Raw genomic sequence first — 21,418 nt, 5'->3', positions numbered from 1 at the left:
GGAGCAGGGGGCGGCCCAGGGCGGGTGGGCCCGTCGTCACCGCCCGTCGGTCCACGGGACGGCGCCGCTCAGCCATGCGCCCTCGCGCCGTCGCCGGCCAGGGCGGCGGTCGGGCCGGATGGTGCCGCCGAGTCCGGGACGGCCGCTGCGACGGGCGGGGCCGTGTCGATCGGGACGGCCGTACCGGCGGGCTCGGCGACGGCCGCCCCGGCGGGTTCGGCCGCCTCCCGCAGGGCGGGCAGCAGTCCGAGGACCGCCTGCCGCCGGCTCTCGCCGGTCGCCTCGTCGTACGGATCGGGCGTGGCCGGGACCTGGAGGCGCAGCACCGGGCCGGTGCCCAGGCGCGCGTACCCCCGGCCGGGCGGGACGTCCGGTGCCGGGGTGGTGTGCGGCTGGGCGCCCAGCACCGACGCGATCTGGTCGCGGGAGCAGCGGCCGAGCACGACGCGGGCCCGGGTGTGGGCCCGCACGGTCTCGCCGAGGCCGTCCAGGTCGTCGAGCTGGTCGGCCAGGACCACCGTGACGTTGGCCGCCCTGCCGTGCCGCAGCGGCAACTGGAGCAGGTCCCGGGGATCGGGCCGGCCGTCGGTGGCCGCCAGATGGCCGAGGACGCCCGGCCGGTCCAGCAGGATCCAGAGCGGACGCCGGACGTCGTCGGGCACGGGGTGGCCGGCCTGTCGGGCGCGGTTCGCGGTGATCAGCCGCCGCTCGGTCTCGTTGGCCGCCCACTCCAGGGTCGTCAGGGCGCCCGCCGGGCCGCACTCCACGGCCAGCACGCCGTCGCGTCCGGCCAGGCAGGCGTACTCGCCCGTCCCGTTGCCCTCGACGACCAGGACGTCGCCGTGCTGGAGCGCCTGGAGCGCGACGGAGCGCAGCAGGGTCGTGACGCCGCTGCCGGGCTGCCCGACGACGAGCAGGTGCGGTTCGGTGGAATGGGCGCCGGTCCGCCAGACGACCGCGGGCGCGTCCCTGGTGGTGTCCCCGTCCCTCACGGGGACCGTGCGCGGGACCGCGTCGCCGTCGGTGAACCCGAGCACCGTCTCGCCGGGCGCGGTGACGAAACGCTGGGCGCCGATCGTGGTGGGAAGGGCGTCGAGCACGCTCATCACGAGCTGGTTGCCCTCCTCGTCCCAGTCGAAGCGGTACTCGCGTCCGCGTCCCGACTTGGCGTGCAGCAGTTCCTCGATCCGGGCGCGGGCGGCGGCCTCGCCGTCGGTGAAGTAGGCGGGGTACGAGATCCGCAGCCGTGTCGGACGGCCGTCGCCGTCGAACGCGTGGTCCCCCAGGACCTTCTGCCAGTCGCCGCCGTGCGCGTAGAGGGGGGCGGGGTCGTCGGCCACGGAGAAGTACGGCACGAGTGCCTCGTACAGGGAACGCAGCCGTGCCGTCTCCGTCTCGTCCGGCCCGGTCCGCACGGGTGTCCGCTCCCGCCCCGCCCAGGCGGCGGCGCCCATCACCGAGACCAGGGCGATGACGGATCCGTACGGGAGGACCGCGAGCCCGAACACGCAGACCGCGACGGTGAACAGCACGGGACCGCGCTTGTCCTTGGGCGTCGAGGCCCATCTGCGCCGGGCGGCGCCGACCAGCAGCCGCAGGCCACGGGTGACCGTGATCAGCGGCTGGAGGACGTCCGTGGCGTTGTCGGTGGCCGTGCGCGCGAACTCGCGGCCGCGGGTGAGCGAGACGCTGCCGCTGCTGAGGATGCGGGGGAGTGGTCGCCGGGCCACGTCGGTCTCCTGAGCCTGAGGGGGTGGAAGCGGTCGCGGAGGGTCAGAACTTGATCCCGCCCAGGAGGCTGGCGAGGCTCGCGCCCCCCGCGGTGATGCTCGGTGCGATGGCGGTGCCCGCCAGATAGAAGCCGAACAGGGCGGTGACGAGGGCGTGCGACGCCTTGAGGCCGTCCTTCCTGAAGAAGAGGAAGACGATGATGCCGAGAATGACGACGCCTGACATGGACAGGGTCATGGGAGCTCTCCTGGTTCGGTGGGACGGTCACCATGAGTCCTTCCAGATTCACCGGAAGTATCTATGTGATGAAAGTCGCATTCGGGTGAAAAGTCAGTATTTTCACCCGAATGGTCGACCCGGGGTGTGGCCGGGGCGTCCGTGGCCGGGATTGCCGGGATTGCCAGGATCGCCGGGACATGGTCACCGGGCGTCGCCGGCATCCGCCCGCCGCCAGGGGGACCGGCACCGCGCGCCGTCCGTCCGGGCGGGGTCGTGGACGCGGGGGAGAGACCCGTGTGGCCCATGCGATCCGGGGTATGTGCGGGGGCGGGATCACACCCTCGCGCACGGGCCGGGCCATCCGCCCGCACGGGCAGTACTCTGTCGGTTCACTCGTGCGCCCCCGGCGCACGCCACAGCAGGTCAACAGCGGTGCAAGCGGTTCATGGAAGGCGGTCCGAACGATGAGCGAAACCCCCGATCCCGAGGTGATCGAGCTGGCGACGAAGATGTTCGACCTGGCCCGCCGGGGCGAGACCGACACCCTCGCCGCCTACGTCGACGCGGGTGTGCCCGCCGACCTCACCAACGACCGGGGCGATTCGCTGCTGATGCTCGCCGCCTACCACGGGCACGCCGCCGCGGTCACCGCCCTCGTCCGGCGCGGCGCCGACCCGGACCGGGCCAACGACCGCGGCCAGACGCCGCTCGCGGGAGCCGTCTTCAAGGGTGAGAACGAGGTGATCGAGGCGCTGCTCGCGGCAGGGGCCGATCCGGCCGCCGGGACCCCCTCCGCCGTGGACACCGCACGCATGTTCGGCAAGTCCGACCTGCTGGAACTCTTCGGCACCCGCTGACGGGGTACGCCGTAAATGTGGTCGCGGTGGCGAAATGGCTGGGTCATCATGACGTCGCGGGCCCGCTCAGGGCCGACGACGAGAGGCAGAGGAAGATGCTCTACACCAAGCGGAAGACGGCGGTCGGACGATCATGTTGCTGCGCGGCGTAGTGCCCCATCAGGCACTTGGAACTGCACAGTCCCGGTTGCGTCGACAGCTTGATGTGAGGCCCTCCCATGTTTGATCCGTTCATAGCGCCGAGCGGCACTCTGCTCGGCCTGCTGCAGAGAGGCCGTGGCGACGGCACACTCCACGCGCTCGCCGCACCGCGCCCCGAGGCCCTGGCGGCTCTCAACCACTGCGTCCTGAGCGACCCCCGCCACGACTGGCAGGTGGAGAACCGCTCCCTGTACTACGCACGTCTGTACCTCGACCTCGACGGCGGCGTCGAGGAGATCGAGCGGCACCTGTGCGACCCCGAGGACCACCTCGACACCGACGACGCGCGCACCGGGCTGGCCCTCGCCGTGCTCGGCCACCTCGCCTCGTACGGACGCGACGACGCCCTGGCCCTGCTCCGGCGCTACGCCGCGACCGGCGCCAACTGGGCCTGGGCGCTCGACGAGCTCGCGCTGCGCGACGACGACGCCGGGCTCCGCGCCCTGGCCGAACCCGTGCTCGGCCGCTTCCCGGCCACCGAGGAGGGCGACGCCGAGCTGGCCGCCGCCGTACGCGACGCCTTCGAGCCGCGTCCCTGGCGGCTGTGGGCCGACGACCCGCGCGACGAGATCGGTGCCAGAATCAGGGCCGCCTCCGAACGGGGCTCCTTCGACCGCTGGCAGCGCCAGCTGCGGCCCGGCGGACCACGCCCCGGCTGGAGCGTCCGCGCCGTCCTCGACTGGGCCCAGCAAGGATTCGAACGCGGCAGCGCACTGCACGTCCCGGCCGCCCGCTGCCTCACCGCCGTCGCCGGACCGGAGGACCGCCCCACGATCCTCGACGCCGCAGCCGACGGCCCGGAGGCCGCCCGCTGCGCCGCCCTGCACTACCTGGCCGAGGCCGCCGATCCGGCCGCCCTCGACCTGATCGAACGCGCCGCCGACGACCCCTCGCGCACCGTCGCCGACGCGGCCGTCGCCGCCTTCGAGCGGATGTGCGGCGGCGCGGCCGTGGAACGCGCCAGGCGCTGGGCCCGCCGACCGGACGCCCTGGGCGCGTCCGCGGCCGGAGTCCTCGCCTGCCGTGGCGGGGCGCAGGACGCCCCCCTGGTCCTCGGCGCGCTCCGGGAAGCGGTCCGTGGCGAGGGCCCGGACGCCCCGCGCCTGTGGACCCTCGTCGACGGCGTCGGCCGACTGGGCATCGCCTGTGCCGCACCCGTACTGCGCCACGTCTACCGCGAGACGTCCTCCTCGCACCTGCGCGGCCGGGCGGCCCGCGCCCTGGCCGCCACCGACCCCTCCTTCGCCACCGGATTCGCCGTCGAATGCCTGTGGGACTGCGAGGAGACCACCCGCGAACTCGCCGCGCTGCACGCCGAGACCGGCGACCTCAGGGTCGCCGAGCGGCTGCGCAGGCTCGCCGCCGACCCGGCCGAGGAGGCCGAGGTGCAGACGGCGGTACGCAGCAGGATCGGCCCCGACGCTCCCACGGCCTGACCCGGACGGCCGCCACCGCCCGTACCGGGAACCCTCCGCACCGCGCGGGGCGGGCTCCTCGGTACGGGCGCCGCGCCGCACGGCCCGCCGCGCCGCCCTGTCGGCCGCCCGCGCCGCGCGCCAGTATGGGGGAATGACCGGACGCTGGGACTTCTGGATCGACCGTGGCGGAACGTTCACCGACGTCGTGGCCCGCGACCCCGACGGGCGCCTCGTCACCCGCAAACTGCTCTCCCACGACCCGGACCGCTACCGCGACGCCGCCGTGGCCGGCATCCGGGCCATCCTGGGCCTCGGCCCCACCGACCCGGTCCCCGCCGACCGGGTCGGCACGGTCCGGATGGGCACCACGGTCGCCACCAACGCTCTGCTGGAGCGGCGCGGCGAGCCGACCGTCCTCGTCATCACGCGCGGCTTCCGGGACGCCCTGCGCATCGCCTACCAGAACCGCCCCCGGCTCTTCGACCGCCGCATCCTGCTGCCCGAGGCCGTGTACGACCGGGTGATCGAGGTCCCCGAACGCATCGACGCCCGCGGCCGGGTCGTGACACCGCTGGACCGGGCCGCCGTGGCCGAGCGGCTGCGCGCCGCCCGCGCCGACGGACTGCGCAGCGCGGCCGTCGTCCTCATGCACGGCTACCGCCACCCCGAACACGAGAACGCCGTGGCCGCCGAGGCCCGCGCCGCGGGCTTCACCCAGGTCAGCTGCTCGCACGAGGTGAGCCCGCTGATCAAGCTCGTACCGCGCGGCGACACCACCGTCGTCGACGCCTACCTCTCACCCGTGCTGCGCCGCTACGTCGACGGCATCGCCGCCGAACTCCCCGGCATCCGGCTGATGTTCATGCAGTCCAACGGCGGGCTGCGGGAGGCCTCCCACTTCCGGGGGAAGGACGCGGTGCTCTCCGGACCCGCCGGTGGCGTGGTCGGCATGGCCCGTACCTCCGAACAGGCCGGACACGAACGGGTCATCGGCTTCGACATGGGCGGCACCTCCACCGACGTGTCGCACTACGCCGGCGAGTTCGAACGCGAACTCGGCACCCGGGTCGCCGGAGTGCGCATGCGCGCCCCCATGATGAACATCCACACCGTCGCGGCCGGCGGCGGCTCGATCCTGCACTTCGACGGCCGGCGCCAACGCGTCGGCCCCGATTCGGCGGGCGCCGCCCCCGGCCCCGCCTGCTACCGGCGCGGCGGCCCGCTGACCGTCACCGACGCCAACGTGATGCTCGGCCGGATCCAGCCCGCGCACTTCCCGGCCGTCTTCGGACCCGACGGCGACCTCCCGCTCGACGCGGACCTCGTCCGCGGCCGCTTCGAAGCACTCGCCGAGGAGGTGGCGCAGGCCACCTCGACGCGGCCCACGGCCGCCGAGGTCGCCGCCGGGTACCTGGAGATCGCCGTGCTCAGCATGGCGAACGCGGTCAAGAAGATCTCCGTGGAGCGCGGCCACGACATCACCCGCTACGCCCTGACCGGGTTCGGCGGCGCCGGGGGCCAGCATGTCTGCGCCGTCGCCGACGCCCTGGGCGTCGACACGGTCCTCGTACCGCCGCTGGCCGGGGTGCTGTCGGCGTACGGCATCGGCCTCGCCGACGCCACCGCGATGCGCGAACAGTCCGTCGAGGCCGAACTCGACGAGGCGACCCGCACCGAGGCCGGCGCGCTCTGCGACGCCCTCGCCCGGCGAACCCGCGCCGAACTGCGCGCCGACGGCATCCCCGACGACGCGATCGGCACCCGCGCCCGGGTGCTCCTGCGCTACGCCGGCACGGACGCGAGCCTGCCCGTCGATCTGGACGACGTCCCCGCCATGACCGGGGCGTTCACCGCCCGGCACCGCGCACGCTACGGGTTCACCATGGACAAGCCCCTCGTCGTCGAGGCGGTGTCGGTCGAGGCGACCGGAACGTCGGGCAGGCACCGCCCCCGCCCGGCCGGACGCGCCGCCCGCCCGGGAGAGCCACCGCGGCCGTACGACACCGTGCGGATGTTCGCCGAGGGCCGTTGGCAGGACACCCCGCTCCACCGGCGCGAGGACCTGCGCACCGGCGACACCGTCACCGGCCCCGCCGTCATCGCCGAGGCGGACGCCACCACCGTCGTCGACCCCGGCTGGCGGGCCGTCCTCGCCGATACCGGCCATCTACTGCTGACCCGGGCACGCCCGCGCCCGGACCGCACGGCCGTCGGGACCCGAGTCGACCCCGTGATGCTGGAGATCTTCAACAACCTCTTCATGTCCATCGCCGAACAGATGGGCGTGCGCCTGGAGAACACCGCCCACTCCGTCAACATCAAGGAACGGCTCGACTTCTCCTGCGCACTCTTCGACGCGGACGGCGACCTGATCGCCAACGCCCCGCACATCCCCGTCCACCTCGGCTCCATGGGGGAGTCCATCAAGGAGGTGCTGCGCCGCAACACGGACACGATGCGGCCCGGCGACGTGTACGCCATCAACGACCCGTACCACGGCGGCACGCACCTGCCCGACGTGACCGTCGTGACGCCCGTGTTCGACGCGACCGGGACCGACGGCCGCGAACTCCGCTTCCTGGTCGCCTCGCGCGGCCACCACGCCGAGATCGGCGGCATCACGCCCGGCTCCATGCCCGCCTTCAGCCGCACGGTCGACGAGGAGGGCGTGCTGTTCGACAACTGGCTGCTGGTGCGCGACGGCCGGTTCCGCGAGACGGAGACGCGCGAACTGCTCACCACCGCCGCCCACCCCTCCCGCGACCCGGACACCAACCTCGCCGACCTCCGTGCACAGATCGCCGCGAACGAGAAGGGCATCGCGGAACTGCGGCGCATGGTCGACCGGTTCGGGCCCGAGACCGTCGCCGCGTACATGCGGCACGTGAAGGACAACGCCGAGGAGTCCGTCCGCCGGATCATCGCCGGACTGCGCGACGGCCACTACCGGTACGAGACCGACAACGGGGCGGTCATCGAGGTCGCCCTCACCGTGGACCGGACCGCCCGCAGCGCCGTCGTCGACTTCACCGGCACCTCGCCCCAGCAGCCGGGAAACTTCAACGCCCCGAGATCCGTGGTCATGGCCGCCGTCCTGTACGTCTTCAGGACCCTGGTCGCCGACGACATCCCGCTCAACAGCGGCTGCCTCGAACCCCTGGAGGTCAGGATCCCGGAGGGGTCCATGCTGGCCCCCGTCCACCCGGCGGCCACCGTCGCGGGGAACGTGGAGACGTCCCAGGCCGTCACCGGCGCCCTGTACGCCGCCCTCGGCGTCCAGGCCGAGGGCTCGGGCACCATGAACAACCTCACCTTCGGCAACGAACGCGTGCAGTACTACGAGACCGTGGCCAGCGGCTCCGGCGCCGGTGAGGACTTCGACGGCGCCGACGCCGTCCAGACCCACATGACCAACTCACGCCTCACCGACCCCGAGATCCTCGAATGGCGCTACCCCGTGCTGCTGGAGGACTTCCGGGTGCGGGACGGCAGTGGGGGCCGAGGACGCCGGCACGGCGGCAACGGCGTGGAACGGCGCATCCGCTTCCTCGAACCCGTCACCGTGGCCCTGCTGTCCGGGCACCGCAGGGTCCCGCCGTACGGCATGGCAGGCGGCGAAGCCGGCGCCCTGGGCGAACAGCACGTCGAGCGCGCGGACGGCCGGACGGTCACCCCGCTGCGCGGCTGCGACACGGCGGAGCTGGAAAGCGGGGACGTCCTGGTGATCCGTACGCCGGGCGGCGGCGGGTACGGCACGCCGGAACCGCGTCCCGGCGCTTCCGCGGGCCGCACCCGCCCCGAGGACAGCGACCGGTGCGGCGACGGGCCGCCCCGGGACCGGCCCTGACACCACCAGCGTCCGCCGCGCAGGAGACGGGGCGCGTCTGCGTCGTTTCGACCGCTGTCAGTGCGAGGACCTAATCTGTGCACCGTGACTTCGCCTGCCAACACGGACAACGCCGCGTCCCGCCCCGGCGCGGGGCCGCGGCCCGCCCCGGGTCCGGCCGCCGACGAGGGGCTCGCGCGGCGGCTGCGCGCACTCGCCTGCACGGCGCCGCTGCACGACCTGGACGCACGCAAGGCGAATCTGGCCGGCGAGTACACGGTCTACGCGATGGCGGAGATCGCGCTCGCCGCGATCGACCTCGTCACCCTCAACATGGACTTCGACACGGGCGCCGACCACGACCAGATAGTGGCCAGGCTCCTTCCCCGCGTCGCCGCCCAGGCCCCCGACCGCCCGGCCGCCGAGCACGAGCGGGTCGCCCGCTGGGTGCTGGAGAACCTGATCAACGTCGGCAGCGTCGACCGCGGATTCCGCGCCGTGTACGGCACGTTCGGGGCCGACGGCCTGTACGTCCGCCGCGACTACGACTTCAAACTCGTCGAGGAGGTTCCCGGGCACGGCGGCACCGTCTACCTCCGCACCACGGACGAAGCGGTCAACGTCCTGGTCGGAGCCCTCGACACGGACGTCACCAGCGCCCAGATCGCCGCCGAGGTGAAGCTGGAGGTCCTCATCAGCCGGGGCCGTCTCGCCGACGCCCAGCTCGCCGCCGAACAGGCCCGCTACCGCACCGTGCAGTACGCGGAGACCCTCCGCAAGACGCTGGAGGCGACCCGGCGCAACGTCCGCGCGGTCGACTGGCTCAACGCCGTCCCCGACATGATCGCCGAGGCGCTCGACCACGTCGCCGACCGCTACCGCCACGAGAACGCGATCCTCACCAACATCCGCCGCGCGCGCGACGAGGCCGAGGACCTCGAGCACAAGCGCCGCGCCGCCGAACTCGTCGACATAGTGAAGGACTGCATCCGCCGTCACACCCAGCTCCAGTCCCGCCTCCTGGAGGCCGGGCCGCTGTTCCGCGCCGAGCAGGACCGGCAGGCGTTCGCCACACCCGCCGTCCGCACCGGCCTCGATCTGTACGGCCAGCTGGTCGCGCCGCTGCTGACGCTCCCCGTCGAACGGGCGATCAGGGTCACGGACGCGTTCTTCGCCCACGGCACCGGGCTGCGCACACCCGTGGCGGTCCGGGTGGACGACCTCGTCGGGATGCTGCTCACCCCGCCCCAGGAGCGGGAGCATCTGGGCGCCGAGATGCCGGAACCCGACCTGATCGCCACCCCGGACGACAGCAGGTTCAGCGAGGAACAGCTCGCGAACGCCATGGAACTGCTCGACCTGGAGCACGACGCGCCGCGCCGGCTGTCCGGTCTCCTCGCGGAGGCCCGGCGCCGCGACCCCGATCTGCCCTACCTGGTCGCCCTGCTCGCGGTGCACGCCGCGAGCCCGCCCGTCGGCACCGCCTACCGGCAGGGCGAGGAACGCCTGTTGTTCTCCGTCGACGACGGCACACCGCTGGACGACCAGGAGTTCGGCGGCGCGGACCTGATAGTGGGCACGGCCCTCCTCGACGCGGCCGGAATGGCCGCGGACCGCTCGGAGGCGTCATGACCGGCGCCCCCTGCGCACCGGTAGGGACGGCGACGGCCCGCCCCGGGCGCACCGGCCGCGGACCCCGCCCCGACGCCGCCCGGCCCCGGGGAGAGGCGTACGCCCCGGCCGTGCACCCCGCGCCGGGCGCGGTACCGACCGCAGCGGACGCGACCCGCCCGCCGGCCGGACGGGATCCGGGCGCACGGACCGCACCGCCCGGGTGGGACGCCGCGAAACCACGCACCGCCCGACCCGTACCGAAGAGTCCCCAGAGTCACCGCAACGAGGAGCGACCGTCGTGAGCGACCACCACGCACAGCACGCCGACGCGTGGACCGAGCCGACCGCCGCGTACGCCGCCGAGAGCACGGCCCCGGCCGCACCGGCCACCCCCGCGCCCGCCACCCTCACCCCGGCCGACGCCGCCGACGCGGCCCGGCTCGTCGCCTTCGGTCTCCAGCCCAAGCTGTTGCCCGCCCGCGACCTCGCCTACGCCGACCTCCTCCGCCGCTACCGGGAGGAGACCGGCTTCGCCCGCCTCGCCGACGCCGTCGCGACCGGCCTCGGCCTCGTCGTGCTGGAGGTGTCCCCGCGCGCCGGAATGGCCGTCACCGCCGGTGAGGACTCCGTCTTCGCCGTCCGCATGGGCGACTACGCCCGCCGCGCCTCGTCCGACTCCGCCGACCGCTTCCTGCACGGGCTCGCCCACCTCGCCGTCGCGGCGATGGCCTTCCCCCGTCCCGAGGACCTCGCCGACGACGCGTACATCGGCCGGATCACCGTCAACGGAGTCGACGCGTTCGTCCGCCAGGCGTGCCGCCGCCTGGAGGAACGCGCCGAGGAGCACGGCGACAACACCGACCCGGCCACCGACGCCCCCGGACTGGAGGCGGCCTGGCGGATCTATGCCCGGCGCAGCGCCACCGGAGCCACCAAGGACGCCCGCAGACTGGCCGGCTCCACGACCGGCATCGTCGGCAAGGCGGTCGCCTTCCTCACAGATTCCGGATTCCTCCAGCGCACGGGCGACGACGCCGGAGGCGCCTTCCGCACCACCGCCCGCTACCAGCTCCAGGTCCGCGACATGGCCGGCGGCGCCGCCATGGCCGAGCTCCTGGAACTCGGCGTCGTACCGGTCACCGACGGAACGGCGACGCTGCTGCCGCCGCCCGAGGGGGACGACCTGGAGCTGGCCGCCGACGCCGGACTGCCCTTCCACGCCTGACCGGCACACGTCGCCACCGGTACGCACCGTCGGCCCCGCCGCCGGACGTCCCACCCGTTCCCCGAAACCCCGTTTTCTCCCGATAACCCCTCCCGCTCCCTGAACGACGAGAGTCCGCCGAAATGTACGAGCTGTCCCGGGTCCGCCTCTACTCCATCGGGCCGGCCGGCGCGCGCTACGCCGACACCGTGCTCGACCTGCGCGGAGTGGGCGATCCCGTGCCCGCGCCCGCCCCGGCCCAGGCGGAGTTCTTCGAGGAGGAGCCGGTCGGCCCGCCGCGCCGACCCGCCCCCGCCGGGGTGCTGTTCCTGGAGAACGGCGGCGGCAAGTCGGTGCTGCTGAAGCTGATCTTCTCGGTGATGCTGCCCGGCCACCGCAACACCCTCGGCGGTGCCAGCTCCGGTGTACTGCGCAAGTTCCTGCTCGCGGACGACTGCGGCCATGTCGCCCTCGAATGGCAGCACACCCTCACCGGCGCATGCGTGGTGGTCGGCAAGGTCAGCGAGTGGCGCGGGCGCCAGGTCTCCAACGACCCGCGGAAGTTCGCCGAGGCCTGGTACTCCTTCCGCCCCGGGCCCGGCCTCAGCCTGGACTCCCTGCCGGTCGCCGAGTCCACCACCGTGCACCGCCCCGCCGAGGGCGCCTCCGGCGCGAAGGGCCGGCGACGCACGATGAAGGGCTTCCGCGACGCCCTGACGGAGGCGGGCAAGTTCTACCAGCACCTCGACGTGCACTGGGAGGAGATCCACGACCGGTGGAACGAACACCTCGGGGACCTCGGCCTGGACCCCGAACTCTTCCGCTACCAGCGCGAGATGAACGCCGACGAGGGCGAGGCGGCGGGACTCTTCGCGGTCAAGAAGGACTCCGACTTCACCGACCTGCTGCTGCGGGCCGTCACCGACACCCGGGACACGGACGGCCTCGCCGATCTGGTGAGCGGCTTCGGCAACAAGCTCGGCCGCCGGGCCGAGCTGACCGCCGAGCGCGACTTCACGGCGGGCTCGGTCGATCTGCTCGGACGGATCGTGGAGGCCACCGAGTCCCGCGCCCGCGCCCGCGACATCCACGCGGGCGCCGAACGCCGCACCCGCACGCTCGCCCGCAGGCTCTCCGCCCGCGCCGGAGAGGAACGCGGCCGCGCCGCCGAACTGGCCCAGCAGGTGACCTCCGCCGCCCACACCGTCACCACCGCCGAGGAGGCCCGCGGCCGCAGCGCCCTCATCGCCGCCGAACTGGCCTACCGGCACGCCTCCCTGGCGCTGACCGCGGCGGAGAAGGGCGCGGCCGCCCAGCGCCGCGAACTCGGCGACGCCCGCACCCTGCACTCCGCCTGGCAGGCCGCCGAGGCCGTCCTGCGCCACCGCGCCGCCGCCGACCGTTCCGCCCGTGTCGCCGCGGCCATCCGTGAGGCCGAGCGGGACGCCGCACCCGCGCTCGCCGCCCGCGCCCGGGCCGCCGCCGATCTCGTACGGGCCCTGCACACCGCGGCCGAGGCGGGAGAGTCGCTGGCCAACGAGGAGGAGGCCCGCTCGGACGCCCTTCAGGCCGCGGGCGAGACCGCCCACCGCGATGCCACCATCGCCGCGACCGAGGCCCAGCGGGCCCGCAGCGAAGCCGGACACCTGCGCCAGCGCCTCGCCGAGGTCGAGCAGGAGACGGCCGAGGCGGTACGGGCGGGCTGGCTCGACGACACCGCGCCGGACGCCGACCCCGCGCGCGCCGCCCTCGCCGCCAGCGACGCCGAGAAGTCGGCCGTCGCCGCCTGGGACACGGCCAGGGAAGCCGCCCGCTCGGCGTCCGAACGGGCCAGGGAGGCCGCGGCGGCCGAGAGCCGGGCCGAACTGGCCGCGGCGCGCGCCGCCGACGCCGCGCGCGCCGCGGAACAGTCCTACGAGGCCGAGCGCAGGGCCGCCGAGTCCATCGCCGCGTCCCCCCGCCTGGCGGAACTGCTGGGCCTGCCCGCCGTGCGGGACACCGGAGTCCCCGGTCCCCGGCGGGACCCGGACGGAGGCGGGCCGGACAACGGCCAAGCGGGCACGGCGGACCGCACGGCCCGCGGACCGCACGGCACCGATCAGTCCGCCGACCATGAACAGCCCCTCACCGTCGAGGAGTTCGACCGCGGCGCCGACCAGTTGCGGGAACTGCTCGACCAGTCCATCGCCTCCGCCGAGCGGCGCCTGTTCGACCTGCGCACCGCCGCCGCCGACGACGCCCGGATCCTCGGCGCGCTCGGCGACGGCGGACTGCTGCCGCCCGGCCCCGACGTCCTGGCCACCGTCGAGTACCTCGGCGAGCACGGCATCCCGGCTCTGCCCGGCTGGCGCTATCTCGCCCAGGCCGTCGACCCCGCCGACCACGCGTCCGTGCTCGCCGCCCGGCCCGAACTCGTCGACGGCGTCGTCATCACCGACCCCGACTCGCACGCCCGCGCCCGCGAGGTCCTGAGCGCCGCCGCCCTGCTGCCTCGCTCCGCCGTCGCCGTGGGCACCGCCGCCGCGCTGCTCGCCCCGGTCCCCGCCCGCGGCTCCACCGCGGACACGGAAGGCGTGTTCCTCGTCCCGCCGAACCCGGCGATGCACGACGAACACGCGGCCGACGAGGAACGGCAGGCTCTCAGGGCCAGGGCCGCCGCCCGGGACGAGGACATCCGCTCCCTCGCCGCCCGTCTCGGCGCCGACCGCTCCCTCGCCGCCCGCATCGGCTCCTGGCGCGCCGACTGCCCGCCCGGCATGCTCGCCGAGCTCGTCGAGGCCGCGGAAACCGCCCGCACCGCCGCCGAGACCGCGGAGGCCGGGCTCGCCGAGGCCCGCACCGTGCGCGCCGAGGCAGACGAGGCCGCCGCGGACACCGCCCGCGTGCGCGACGAACGCCAGGAGGCCGCCCAGCGCGCCCGCCGCGCCGCCGACGCCCTCGCGGGACTCGCGCACCGGCTCCGCGAACGCGCCTCTTGGCAGGCGAAGCTGCGCGAACTCACCGACGAGGCCGCCGAGTCGGAGGCTCGCGCCACGGTCTGCCTGGAACGGGCCCGCGCCGCCGACGAGGACCGCAGGGCCGCCCAGCGCGCCGCCGACGACACCCGGCGCACGGCCCGCGCGCTGCGTGCCGAGCGCGCCGAGATCGCGGGCGCCCCCGAGCACCTCCCGGAACCGGAGGACGACGCCCCGCGCCCCGCCCTCCCCGCGCTGCGGGAGGCGTACCGGGCCGCGTCGCAGCTGTACGAGAAGGTGGGTGTCGGGGCCGACCTGCGCGCCGAACAGGCCCGCGCGGAGGGCGACGAGAGCGCCGCCCTCGCCGAGCTCGACCGGCTCACCAACAAGGTCCGCACCCGGGCCGCCCAGCTCCTCGAAGGCACCGACGGCGCCGACGGCCCGTCCCGGCAGGCCGCCGCCGCCCGCGCCGAATCCCTGGTCCAGACCCTGGAGACCCGGGCCTCCGCCGCGAGCGAGCAGCTCGGCCGACTGCGCGGCGAGGCCGAGCGCCTGGCCCCGGCCGACGGCGAGCCCCACCACACCGAACTCTCCCCCGAACTGGTCCCCACCGACGCCGATCAGGCCCAGATCCTCCTGCGCATCGCCACGGCCGAACTGGCGTCCGCCACCGCCACGCTGGACACCGCCCGCGCCGCCCACGCCGAACTGCTGCACGCACACCGCATCGCCGAGGAGTCGGCGGGCGGCTTCGACGAGACCGCGGCGCTCCTGCGCGACCTGCTGCGGGACCACGGCGCGGAGGACGACCCCGAGGCCCCCGAGCCGTACCCCGGCGGCCTCGACGAGGCACGGCGGTCGGCCACCGAGGCACGCCGATCGTTGCGCGGCTGCGCCGCCGACCTGTCGGCCGCCGAGAGCGCGGTCCGGGAGGCGAGCGACGTCCTCGTCCGGCACGCCAACTCCACCCGGTACGAGCAGGTCCGCACCCCCGCCCGTCAGCAGATCCGGGAGCTGCCGGCCGCGGCGCTGCCCGAGCACGCGGAGAAGTGGGCCGCCGCCTTCGCCCCGAGGCTCCGTGTCCTCACCGACGAGCTGACCCAACTGGAGCGCAACCGCGACTCCATCGTGGACCGGCTGCGCGGACTCGTGGAGTCCTCGTTGACCACGCTCCGTTCCGCCCAGCGCCTCTCCCGGCTCCCCGAGGGGCTGGGGGAGTGGTCGGGCCAGGAGTTCCTCCGGATCCGTTTCGAGGAACCCGACCAGGCGACCCTCACCGAACGGCTCGGCGAGGTCGTCGACGAGGCCACCCGCGCCGCGCTCAGGAAGAACTCCGACCTACGCAGGGACGGCATGTCCCTCCTGCTGCGCGGGGTGCAGGCGGCGCTGGAGCCCAGGGGCGTCGCCGTGGAGATCCTCAAGCCGGACGCGGTGCTGCGGGCCGAACGGGTCCCGGTCGGGCAGATGGGCGACGTGTTCTCCGGCGGGCAGCTGCTCACCGCCGCCATCGCGCTGTACTGCACGATGGCCGCCCTGCGCAGCAACGACCGGGGCCAGGACCGGATCCAGCACCGGCACGCCGGCACGCTGTTCCTGGACAATCCCATCGGCCGCGCCAACGCCACGTATCTGCTGGAGCTCCAGCGCGCGGTGTCCGACGCGCTCGGTGTGCAGCTGCTCTACACCACCGGGCTGTTCGACACCACGGCGCTCGCCGAGTTCCCGCTGGTCATCCGGTTGCGCAACGACGCGGACCTGCGGGCGGGACTGAAGTACATCAGCGTGGAGGAGCATCTGCGCCCGGGGTTGCCGCAGCCGGATCCGAACGGGGAGGCGGTGCACGGCGAGATCACGGCCACCCGCATGTTCAAGCGCAGCACCGCCACGACACCGGCCGACACCGCCCGGACCGCGGCCTCGGCCGGCGCGTAGGCCCCAGGCGTCCGGGGTCACGGGGCCGCCCGGTCCGCCGGGCCGTTCGACCCCGCGGACCGGACGGCCCGGGCGATCGGGCGGACGGGACGGTCAGGCCCGCGAGAGGTCGCCCGTGCCCCGGCGGCGTATGCGCGCCTCCTCCCGCCGGGCAGCCCGTGCGGCCCGGCGCGCGCCGCGGCGCTCACGGCGCAGCTGCCGTGCCGAACTGCTCGGCGCGGACACCACGCCGTGGCGCTGGTTCCATACCTGTCGGGTGACCCAGACGTCCAGCACCGCCCAGGTCGCGACCACCGTGCTGGCCACACTGCTCAGCACCATCGGGAAGGCCAGCCAGGACTCCGCAAGCGTGCACAGGAAGGCCACCACGGCCTGGATGATCGTCAATGACATGATGAGCACGGCACGCACGGCGGACGTGCGGACGGGGTCCGGCATCCGCCAACGGGTGGCCGGCTCCTCCACCCAGAGCTGCCGTCGCTGACGCGGGATCGGCGCGCCGGGAGCGGCTGCCGAGGCCGTTCTCGCGGCCGGCGCCGACGGCCCCCGGCCCCGGCGTTCTTCCGTATCCAAGAACTCTCAACTCCCCACCGATGTCCGACTTCAGGGTTTCTGCCCGGGATGCATGTCTCTACCCGCGGGTGGAACGGACCGTCCTGTCCCGAGTGCTCCCGTTGTTTCCCCTGCCCCGTACAGGGAGACGAGTGACAGGGTGGGAAAATTCCCCCGATCCGTCATCGAGCGAAGATTTCCAGCCAACTGCCCTCCCCGACAGTGTGATGCCCCGACGGGGCTCTTCTGCCGCTTTCGCGAAATTCACGGTCCGGAATACCGGGAGAACTTGTGATCAACGCCGGGGTCGCGGCTGAAAAACATCCCAGACATCCCTTCGAGTTGCCTCCCCGTCGGTAGTAGGCTCGCGCCGTTTGTTGACGGAACACGACCCCTCGCCCCGTGGGGTCGGGCTGGGGGAGGCCGTGCGCTTTCGCGGGAAGTCCATCCGCAGGAAGATCGTGGCACTGCTGCTGGTGCCCCTCCTCTCGCTCACCGGACTCTGGGGTTTCGCCACGTTCCTGACAGGACGTGAAGCCGGCCATCTCATGCGCGCGAGCACCGTCGTGGAAAGGGTCGGCCATCCTCTGGAGAACACCGTCCGCGCCCTCCAGGAGGAGCGCCGTCAGACACTCGTCCTCCTCGCCGATCCCAGGACCTCCGACGGGCTGACCCTGCTGCGGCGCCAACGGGAGGCCACCGACAGCGCCCTGACGGAGGTCAGGGACAGCGCGGGACGCGAGGACGTCCGTGACGCGCTGCGGGCGGACGACGAGACCCGGCTGAACTCCCTCCTCGGGACGGTCGAGGGCCTCGGCGCTCTCCGCGAATCGGTCGACCGGCGCACCATCGACCGTTCGAAGGCGATGGAGTTCTACGGGCGACTCGTCGATCCCTGCCACCGCTTCCTGACCGGTCTTCGCACGATGGAGAACGTGTCGATGGACAAGCAGGTCCGCGCGCTGGTCGGTATCTCACGGGCCCGCGAAATGCTCTCCCGCGAAGACGCGCTGGTCGCCTCGTCGCTCATCGCCGGGCGGATCACCGCCACCGAACTGCGCCAGGTCTCCGATCTCGTCGCCAACCGCGGACTGCTCTACGAGATCAACGGCGAGATGCTCCCGTCGGCGGAACGCCAGCGGGTGGTGCGGTACTGGTCGAGCCCGGACAGCGAAGCGCTGCGAACCGCCGAGAAGGCACTCCTGGACGCCGGTCCCACCGACGAACCGCGCGTGGTCGACGCCGAGCGCTGGCAGGAGGTGGCCACACCGGTCCTGGACCGACTGGCCGCCGACTCCACCGAGATGAACGACCGCTTCCAGGAACGGGGCAAGCCCGCGGGCTACAGCGTCCTGATCAAGGCCGGGGTGGCCGGCGTCCTCGGCTTCCTGGCCCTGCTGGCCTCGGTGTTCGTCTCCGTGCGCATCGGCCGCGAGCTCATCCGCGACCTCTCCCGGCTGCGCAAGGACGCCCACGAGGTCTCCGGAATCCGGCTGCCGAGCGTGATGCGCCGGCTCGCGGCCGGCGAACAGATCGACGTCGAGACCGAGGCACCGCGTCTCCAGTACGAGCGGGACGAGATCGGCCAGGTCGGGCAGGCACTCAACACCCTGCAGCGCGCCGCGGTCGAAGCCGCCGTCAAGCAGGCGGACATGCGGCGCGGCGTCTCCGAGGTCTTCGTCAACCTCGCCCGCCGCAACCAGGTGCTGCTGCACCGGCAGCTCACGCTCCTGGACGCCATGGAGCGCCGCACCGAGGACACCGACGAACTCGCGGACCTGTTCCGCCTCGACCACCTGACCACGCGCATGCGCCGCCATGCCGAGGGCCTGGTGATCCTCTCCGGTGCCGCCCCGTCCCGCCAGTGGCGCAAACCGATCCAGCTGATGGACGTGGTACGGGCGGCGGTCGCCGAGGTCGAGGACTACGAGCGGATCGAGGTCCGCCGGCTGCCCCGCATCGGTGTGAGCGGCCCCGCCGTGGCCGACCTCACCCACCTGATCGCCGAGCTCCTGGAGAACGCCACCGTGTTCTCGCCCCCGCACACCGCGGTCCAGGTACTGGGGGAACGCGTCTCCAACGGCTTCACGCTGGAGATCCACGACCGCGGCCTCGGCATGGCCCCCGACGCGCTCCTCGACGCGAACCTGCGGCTCGCCGAGACCCCCGAGTTCGAGCTGTCCGACACCGACCGGCTCGGCCTCTTCGTGGTCAGCCGCCTCGCCCAGCGGCAGAACGTCCGTGTCTCGCTGCAGACCTCCCCGTACGGGGGCACGACCGCGGTCGTCTTCATCCCGGGGGCGCTGCTCACCGACGCACCCGAGACGCACGGCACCGGCTTCCGTCTCGACCGGCGCTCCGAGCAGACGGCCCCGGGCACGAGGACGTCCGGCCGCCAGGGACCGGGCGGCGGCAAGGACCGGTCGGACGGGGCGCCGGACCGCCGGGCCACCGGAAGGTCCCCGGGCCTCGTACCCGTGCCCGCGGGCATCGCGGACCCGGTCCTGCTGGACGGGCCGGTCGAGCTCGAGGGCCCGGTGGAGACGGCGGACCTGGCGAACGACCCCCTGCTCGATCCGGTGCTGAGCGGAGCGGCCGACCTCGACGACGCCGACAGCGAGCGCGGCGGCATCTTCCGTGCCCGTGACCTCGGGCGCGACCGCGAACCGCACCGGCAGGCGTCTGGACGCCCCGGCGACGCCGTCGGCGCCGGGCGGGCGGGGCGCCCGGCCGGACCTGTGCCGCTGCCCCGCCGCAAACCGCCGACCCTGGTCGCCGACAACGGGCGCCGGGTCGACGAGAAGGGGCGCGCCCACCCCGTCACCGCCGAGCACGGTTCCTCGCCCCGCCGGGGCGGGGACCGCGGCCCGGTCACCGACGCACCGGTCGCCCGGGCACCCGGCGTCAGGAGCCCGGGTACCGACGGCGCGACCGGGCCGGCCGCCGCCGGACCGTGGCCCTCCGAGGCCGGGGCCGACGATTCCGCCGCGCCGCACGACACCGCCGGACCCCGGGAGCCCGCGGGCCCCCGGAAATCCGCCGGGCCCGCCCCGGCCGCAGCGGCCGGCGGCGAGGGCGCGACGGCCCCCCGACCGCCCCGCGAGACCGTGGGCGGTCTGCCCCGCCGCATCCGACAGGCGAGCCTCGCCCCCCAACTGCGCGAGGTGACCGGCGGCCGCGACGCCGAACCGGCCCGGACGGGACCGGCACGGGACTTCGAACGCGACGCGGACGAGGTGCGCGACCGCATGGCCTCGCTCCAGCGCGGCTGGCAGCGCGGCCGCAGGCAGAACGCCGAGGACATGACCAGTCCCGGTGACACAGCACGAGGAACCACTTCCGAAGGGGACGGTCGATGACCGCACCGAACGCCGTAGCAACCACCACCGAGCGCCGGGGTTCCGGCCGGCTCAACTGGCTCCTGGACGAACTCGTCGGACGCGTCGCCAGCATCCGCAAGGCACTGGTGCTCTCCAGCGACGGCCTCGCCACCGGCACGTCCGAGGAACTCACCCGCGAGGACAGCGAACACCTGGCGGCCGTCGCCTCCGGTTTCCACAGCCTCGCCAAGGGCGTCGGACGCCACTTCGACGCCGGCGGGGTCCGCCAGACCGTCGTCGAACTCGACGAGGCGTTCCTCTTCGTCACGGCGGCGGGCGACGGCAGCTGCCTCGCCGTGCTCGCCGACGCCGACTCCGACGTCGGCCTGGTGGCGTACGAGATGACGCTGATGGTCAAGCGCGTCGGCGCCCACCTGGCCAACGCGCCCCGGACGACCGGTCAGACCGCCGGGGGGTGAGCGGACGGCATGAGCGCTGATTCCTCCTCCGGATCCCCGGCACCGCACACGGGCCCACAGACGTCACGCTGGTACGACGCCGAGGCGGGACCCGTGGTCCGCCCGTACGCGATGACCCGTGGGCGCACCAGCAGCGCCTCCCGTCATCGGCTCGACCTGATCGCGGTCGTCGTCCCCGAACCCGCGGCCGACGACCCCGTCCGTGACCAGACGCTCTCCCCGGAACACGTGGAGATCGTCGAGCTGTGCAGCGCCATGCCCCAGTCGATCGCCGAGCTCGCGGCGGGCCTGGACCTCCCCGTGGGGGTGGTCCGGGTCCTGGTCGGGGACCTCGTCGAGGACGAACTCGTGCACGTGACCCGTCCCGTTCCGCCGGCCGAGCTGCCGGACGTGAGCATTCTTCGCGAGGTGATCAATGGCCTTCGGGCGCTCTAGCCGCCGCAAGCGGCCCGTCGATCCCGTCACCCTGAAAATCCTTGTGGCGGGCGGCTTCGGGGTGGGCAAGACGACTCTGGTCGGCGCGGTCAGCGAGATCCGGCCGCTGCGGACGGAGGAACGGCTCAGCGAGGCGGGCCGTCCCGTGGACGACGTGGCGGGAGTGGAGGCGAAGACCACCACCACGGTGGCCATGGACTTCGGCCGCATCACCCTGCGCGAGGACCTGGTGCTGTACCTGTTCGGCACCCCCGGCCAGGACCGGTTCTGGTTCCTCTGGGACGAACTGGCCCAGGGAGCGCTGGGGGCGGTCGTGCTCGCGGACACCAGACGCCTGGAGGACTGTTTCGCGGCGGTCGACTACTTCGAGCGGCGCCGGATCCCGTTCGTGGTCGCCGTGAACTGCTTCGAGGGCGCCGACCTCTTCCCCGTCACGACCGTTCGGGCGGCGCTCGACCTCGACCCCGAGGTGCCGGTGCTCATGTGCGACGCGCGGGACCGCTCCTCCGCGCGGGACGTGCTGGTGACGGTCGTCGAGCACGCGGTGGACCGGGTGGAGCGCCCCCGCGAGCCCGCGACGACCTAGTGCCGCATCAGGCAACGTTCGCCCCGTCGCGACGCCCGGCACGCCCTCTCGCCGCACCGGCCGAAATCCCAAGTACATCCAGTACGAGGG

At 74.0% G+C, this 21,418-nt stretch carries 13 protein-coding genes; 10 read left to right on the top strand and 3 right to left on the bottom strand.

Annotated elements, in window-relative coordinates; all coding sequences use genetic code 11:
* Positions 1 to 68 precede the first annotated feature (68 nt).
* On the bottom strand, positions 69 to 1,730 hold the full coding sequence (locus tag ACFYY6_RS35950) for a hypothetical protein (RefSeq protein WP_388653464.1): 1,662 nt from the start codon (positions 1,728 to 1,730) through the stop codon (positions 69 to 71).
* 43 nt (positions 1,731 to 1,773) lie between these two features.
* Positions 1,774 to 1,968 carry a hypothetical protein gene (locus ACFYY6_RS35945; RefSeq protein ID WP_351522257.1) on the bottom strand — a complete coding sequence of 65 codons (195 nt, stop codon included), beginning with the start codon at positions 1,966 to 1,968 and terminating at the stop codon, positions 1,774 to 1,776.
* Between the two features lie 446 nt (positions 1,969 to 2,414).
* On the opposite strand from ACFYY6_RS35945, the gene ACFYY6_RS35940 reads away from it, so the two are divergent.
* From ACFYY6_RS35940 to ACFYY6_RS35915, 6 genes are all read left to right on the top strand, one after another.
* Positions 2,415 to 2,807 carry an ankyrin repeat domain-containing protein gene (locus tag ACFYY6_RS35940; protein ID WP_351522255.1) on the top strand — a complete coding sequence of 131 codons (393 nt, stop codon included), beginning with the start codon at positions 2,415 to 2,417 and terminating at the stop codon, positions 2,805 to 2,807.
* Between the two features lie 218 nt (positions 2,808 to 3,025).
* Positions 3,026 to 4,444 carry a HEAT repeat domain-containing protein gene (locus tag ACFYY6_RS35935; protein WP_351522253.1) on the top strand — a complete coding sequence of 473 codons (1,419 nt, stop codon included), beginning with the start codon at positions 3,026 to 3,028 and terminating at the stop codon, positions 4,442 to 4,444.
* 133 nt (positions 4,445 to 4,577) lie between these two features.
* Complete coding sequence (locus tag ACFYY6_RS35930; protein WP_389197411.1) at positions 4,578 to 8,273, top strand: hydantoinase B/oxoprolinase family protein; 3,696 nt, start codon at positions 4,578 to 4,580, stop codon at positions 8,271 to 8,273.
* Between the two features lie 84 nt (positions 8,274 to 8,357).
* Positions 8,358 to 9,884: a hypothetical protein gene (locus tag ACFYY6_RS35925; RefSeq protein ID WP_351522251.1), complete on the top strand. Its 1,527-nt coding sequence runs from the start codon at positions 8,358 to 8,360 to the stop codon at positions 9,882 to 9,884.
* A gap of 280 nt (positions 9,885 to 10,164) precedes the next feature.
* The gene (locus ACFYY6_RS35920) at positions 10,165 to 11,091 is read left to right on the top strand and encodes a hypothetical protein (protein WP_351632280.1); all 927 of its coding nucleotides are present in this window, start codon (positions 10,165 to 10,167) and stop codon (positions 11,089 to 11,091) included.
* A gap of 122 nt (positions 11,092 to 11,213) precedes the next feature.
* A complete protein-coding gene (locus ACFYY6_RS35915) occupies positions 11,214 to 15,956 on the top strand; it encodes a hypothetical protein (RefSeq protein WP_389197409.1) in 4,743 nt (1,580 codons plus the stop codon).
* A 93-nt stretch (positions 15,957 to 16,049) separates the two neighbouring features.
* Here the strand turns inward: ACFYY6_RS35915 and ACFYY6_RS35910 are convergent, their stop codons facing one another.
* Complete coding sequence (locus tag ACFYY6_RS35910) at positions 16,050 to 16,529, bottom strand: hypothetical protein (protein ID WP_386609492.1); 480 nt, start codon at positions 16,527 to 16,529, stop codon at positions 16,050 to 16,052.
* A 404-nt stretch (positions 16,530 to 16,933) separates the two neighbouring features.
* Here ACFYY6_RS35910 and ACFYY6_RS35905 point away from each other — a divergent pair, with 404 nt between their 5' ends.
* From ACFYY6_RS35905 to ACFYY6_RS35890, 4 genes are read left to right on the top strand one after another with little or no spacing between them, the layout of a single operon-like run.
* A complete protein-coding gene (locus ACFYY6_RS35905; protein ID WP_389197407.1) occupies positions 16,934 to 19,867 on the top strand; it encodes a nitrate- and nitrite sensing domain-containing protein in 2,934 nt (977 codons plus the stop codon).
* Positions 19,864 to 20,307 (top strand): roadblock/LC7 domain-containing protein, encoded by a 444-nt coding sequence (locus ACFYY6_RS35900; RefSeq protein WP_073790261.1) that lies wholly within the window; start codon positions 19,864 to 19,866, stop codon positions 20,305 to 20,307. The genes ACFYY6_RS35905 and ACFYY6_RS35900 overlap by 4 nt, the downstream gene beginning before the upstream one ends.
* A gap of 9 nt (positions 20,308 to 20,316) precedes the next feature.
* Positions 20,317 to 20,742 (top strand): DUF742 domain-containing protein, encoded by a 426-nt coding sequence (locus ACFYY6_RS35895; RefSeq protein ID WP_351522245.1) that lies wholly within the window; start codon positions 20,317 to 20,319, stop codon positions 20,740 to 20,742.
* Complete coding sequence (locus ACFYY6_RS35890) at positions 20,723 to 21,328, top strand: ATP/GTP-binding protein (RefSeq protein ID WP_351522243.1); 606 nt, start codon at positions 20,723 to 20,725, stop codon at positions 21,326 to 21,328. Before ACFYY6_RS35895 ends, ACFYY6_RS35890 begins: the two co-directional genes overlap by 20 nt.
* The last annotated feature ends 90 nt before the right edge of the window (positions 21,329 to 21,418 follow it).

It is taken from the genome of Streptomyces sp. NPDC001750, from assembly GCF_042892615.1.
Taxonomy (GTDB): domain Bacteria; phylum Actinomycetota; class Actinomycetes; order Streptomycetales; family Streptomycetaceae; genus Streptomyces.
This window is presented reverse-complemented; position numbering and strand designations above follow the sequence as displayed.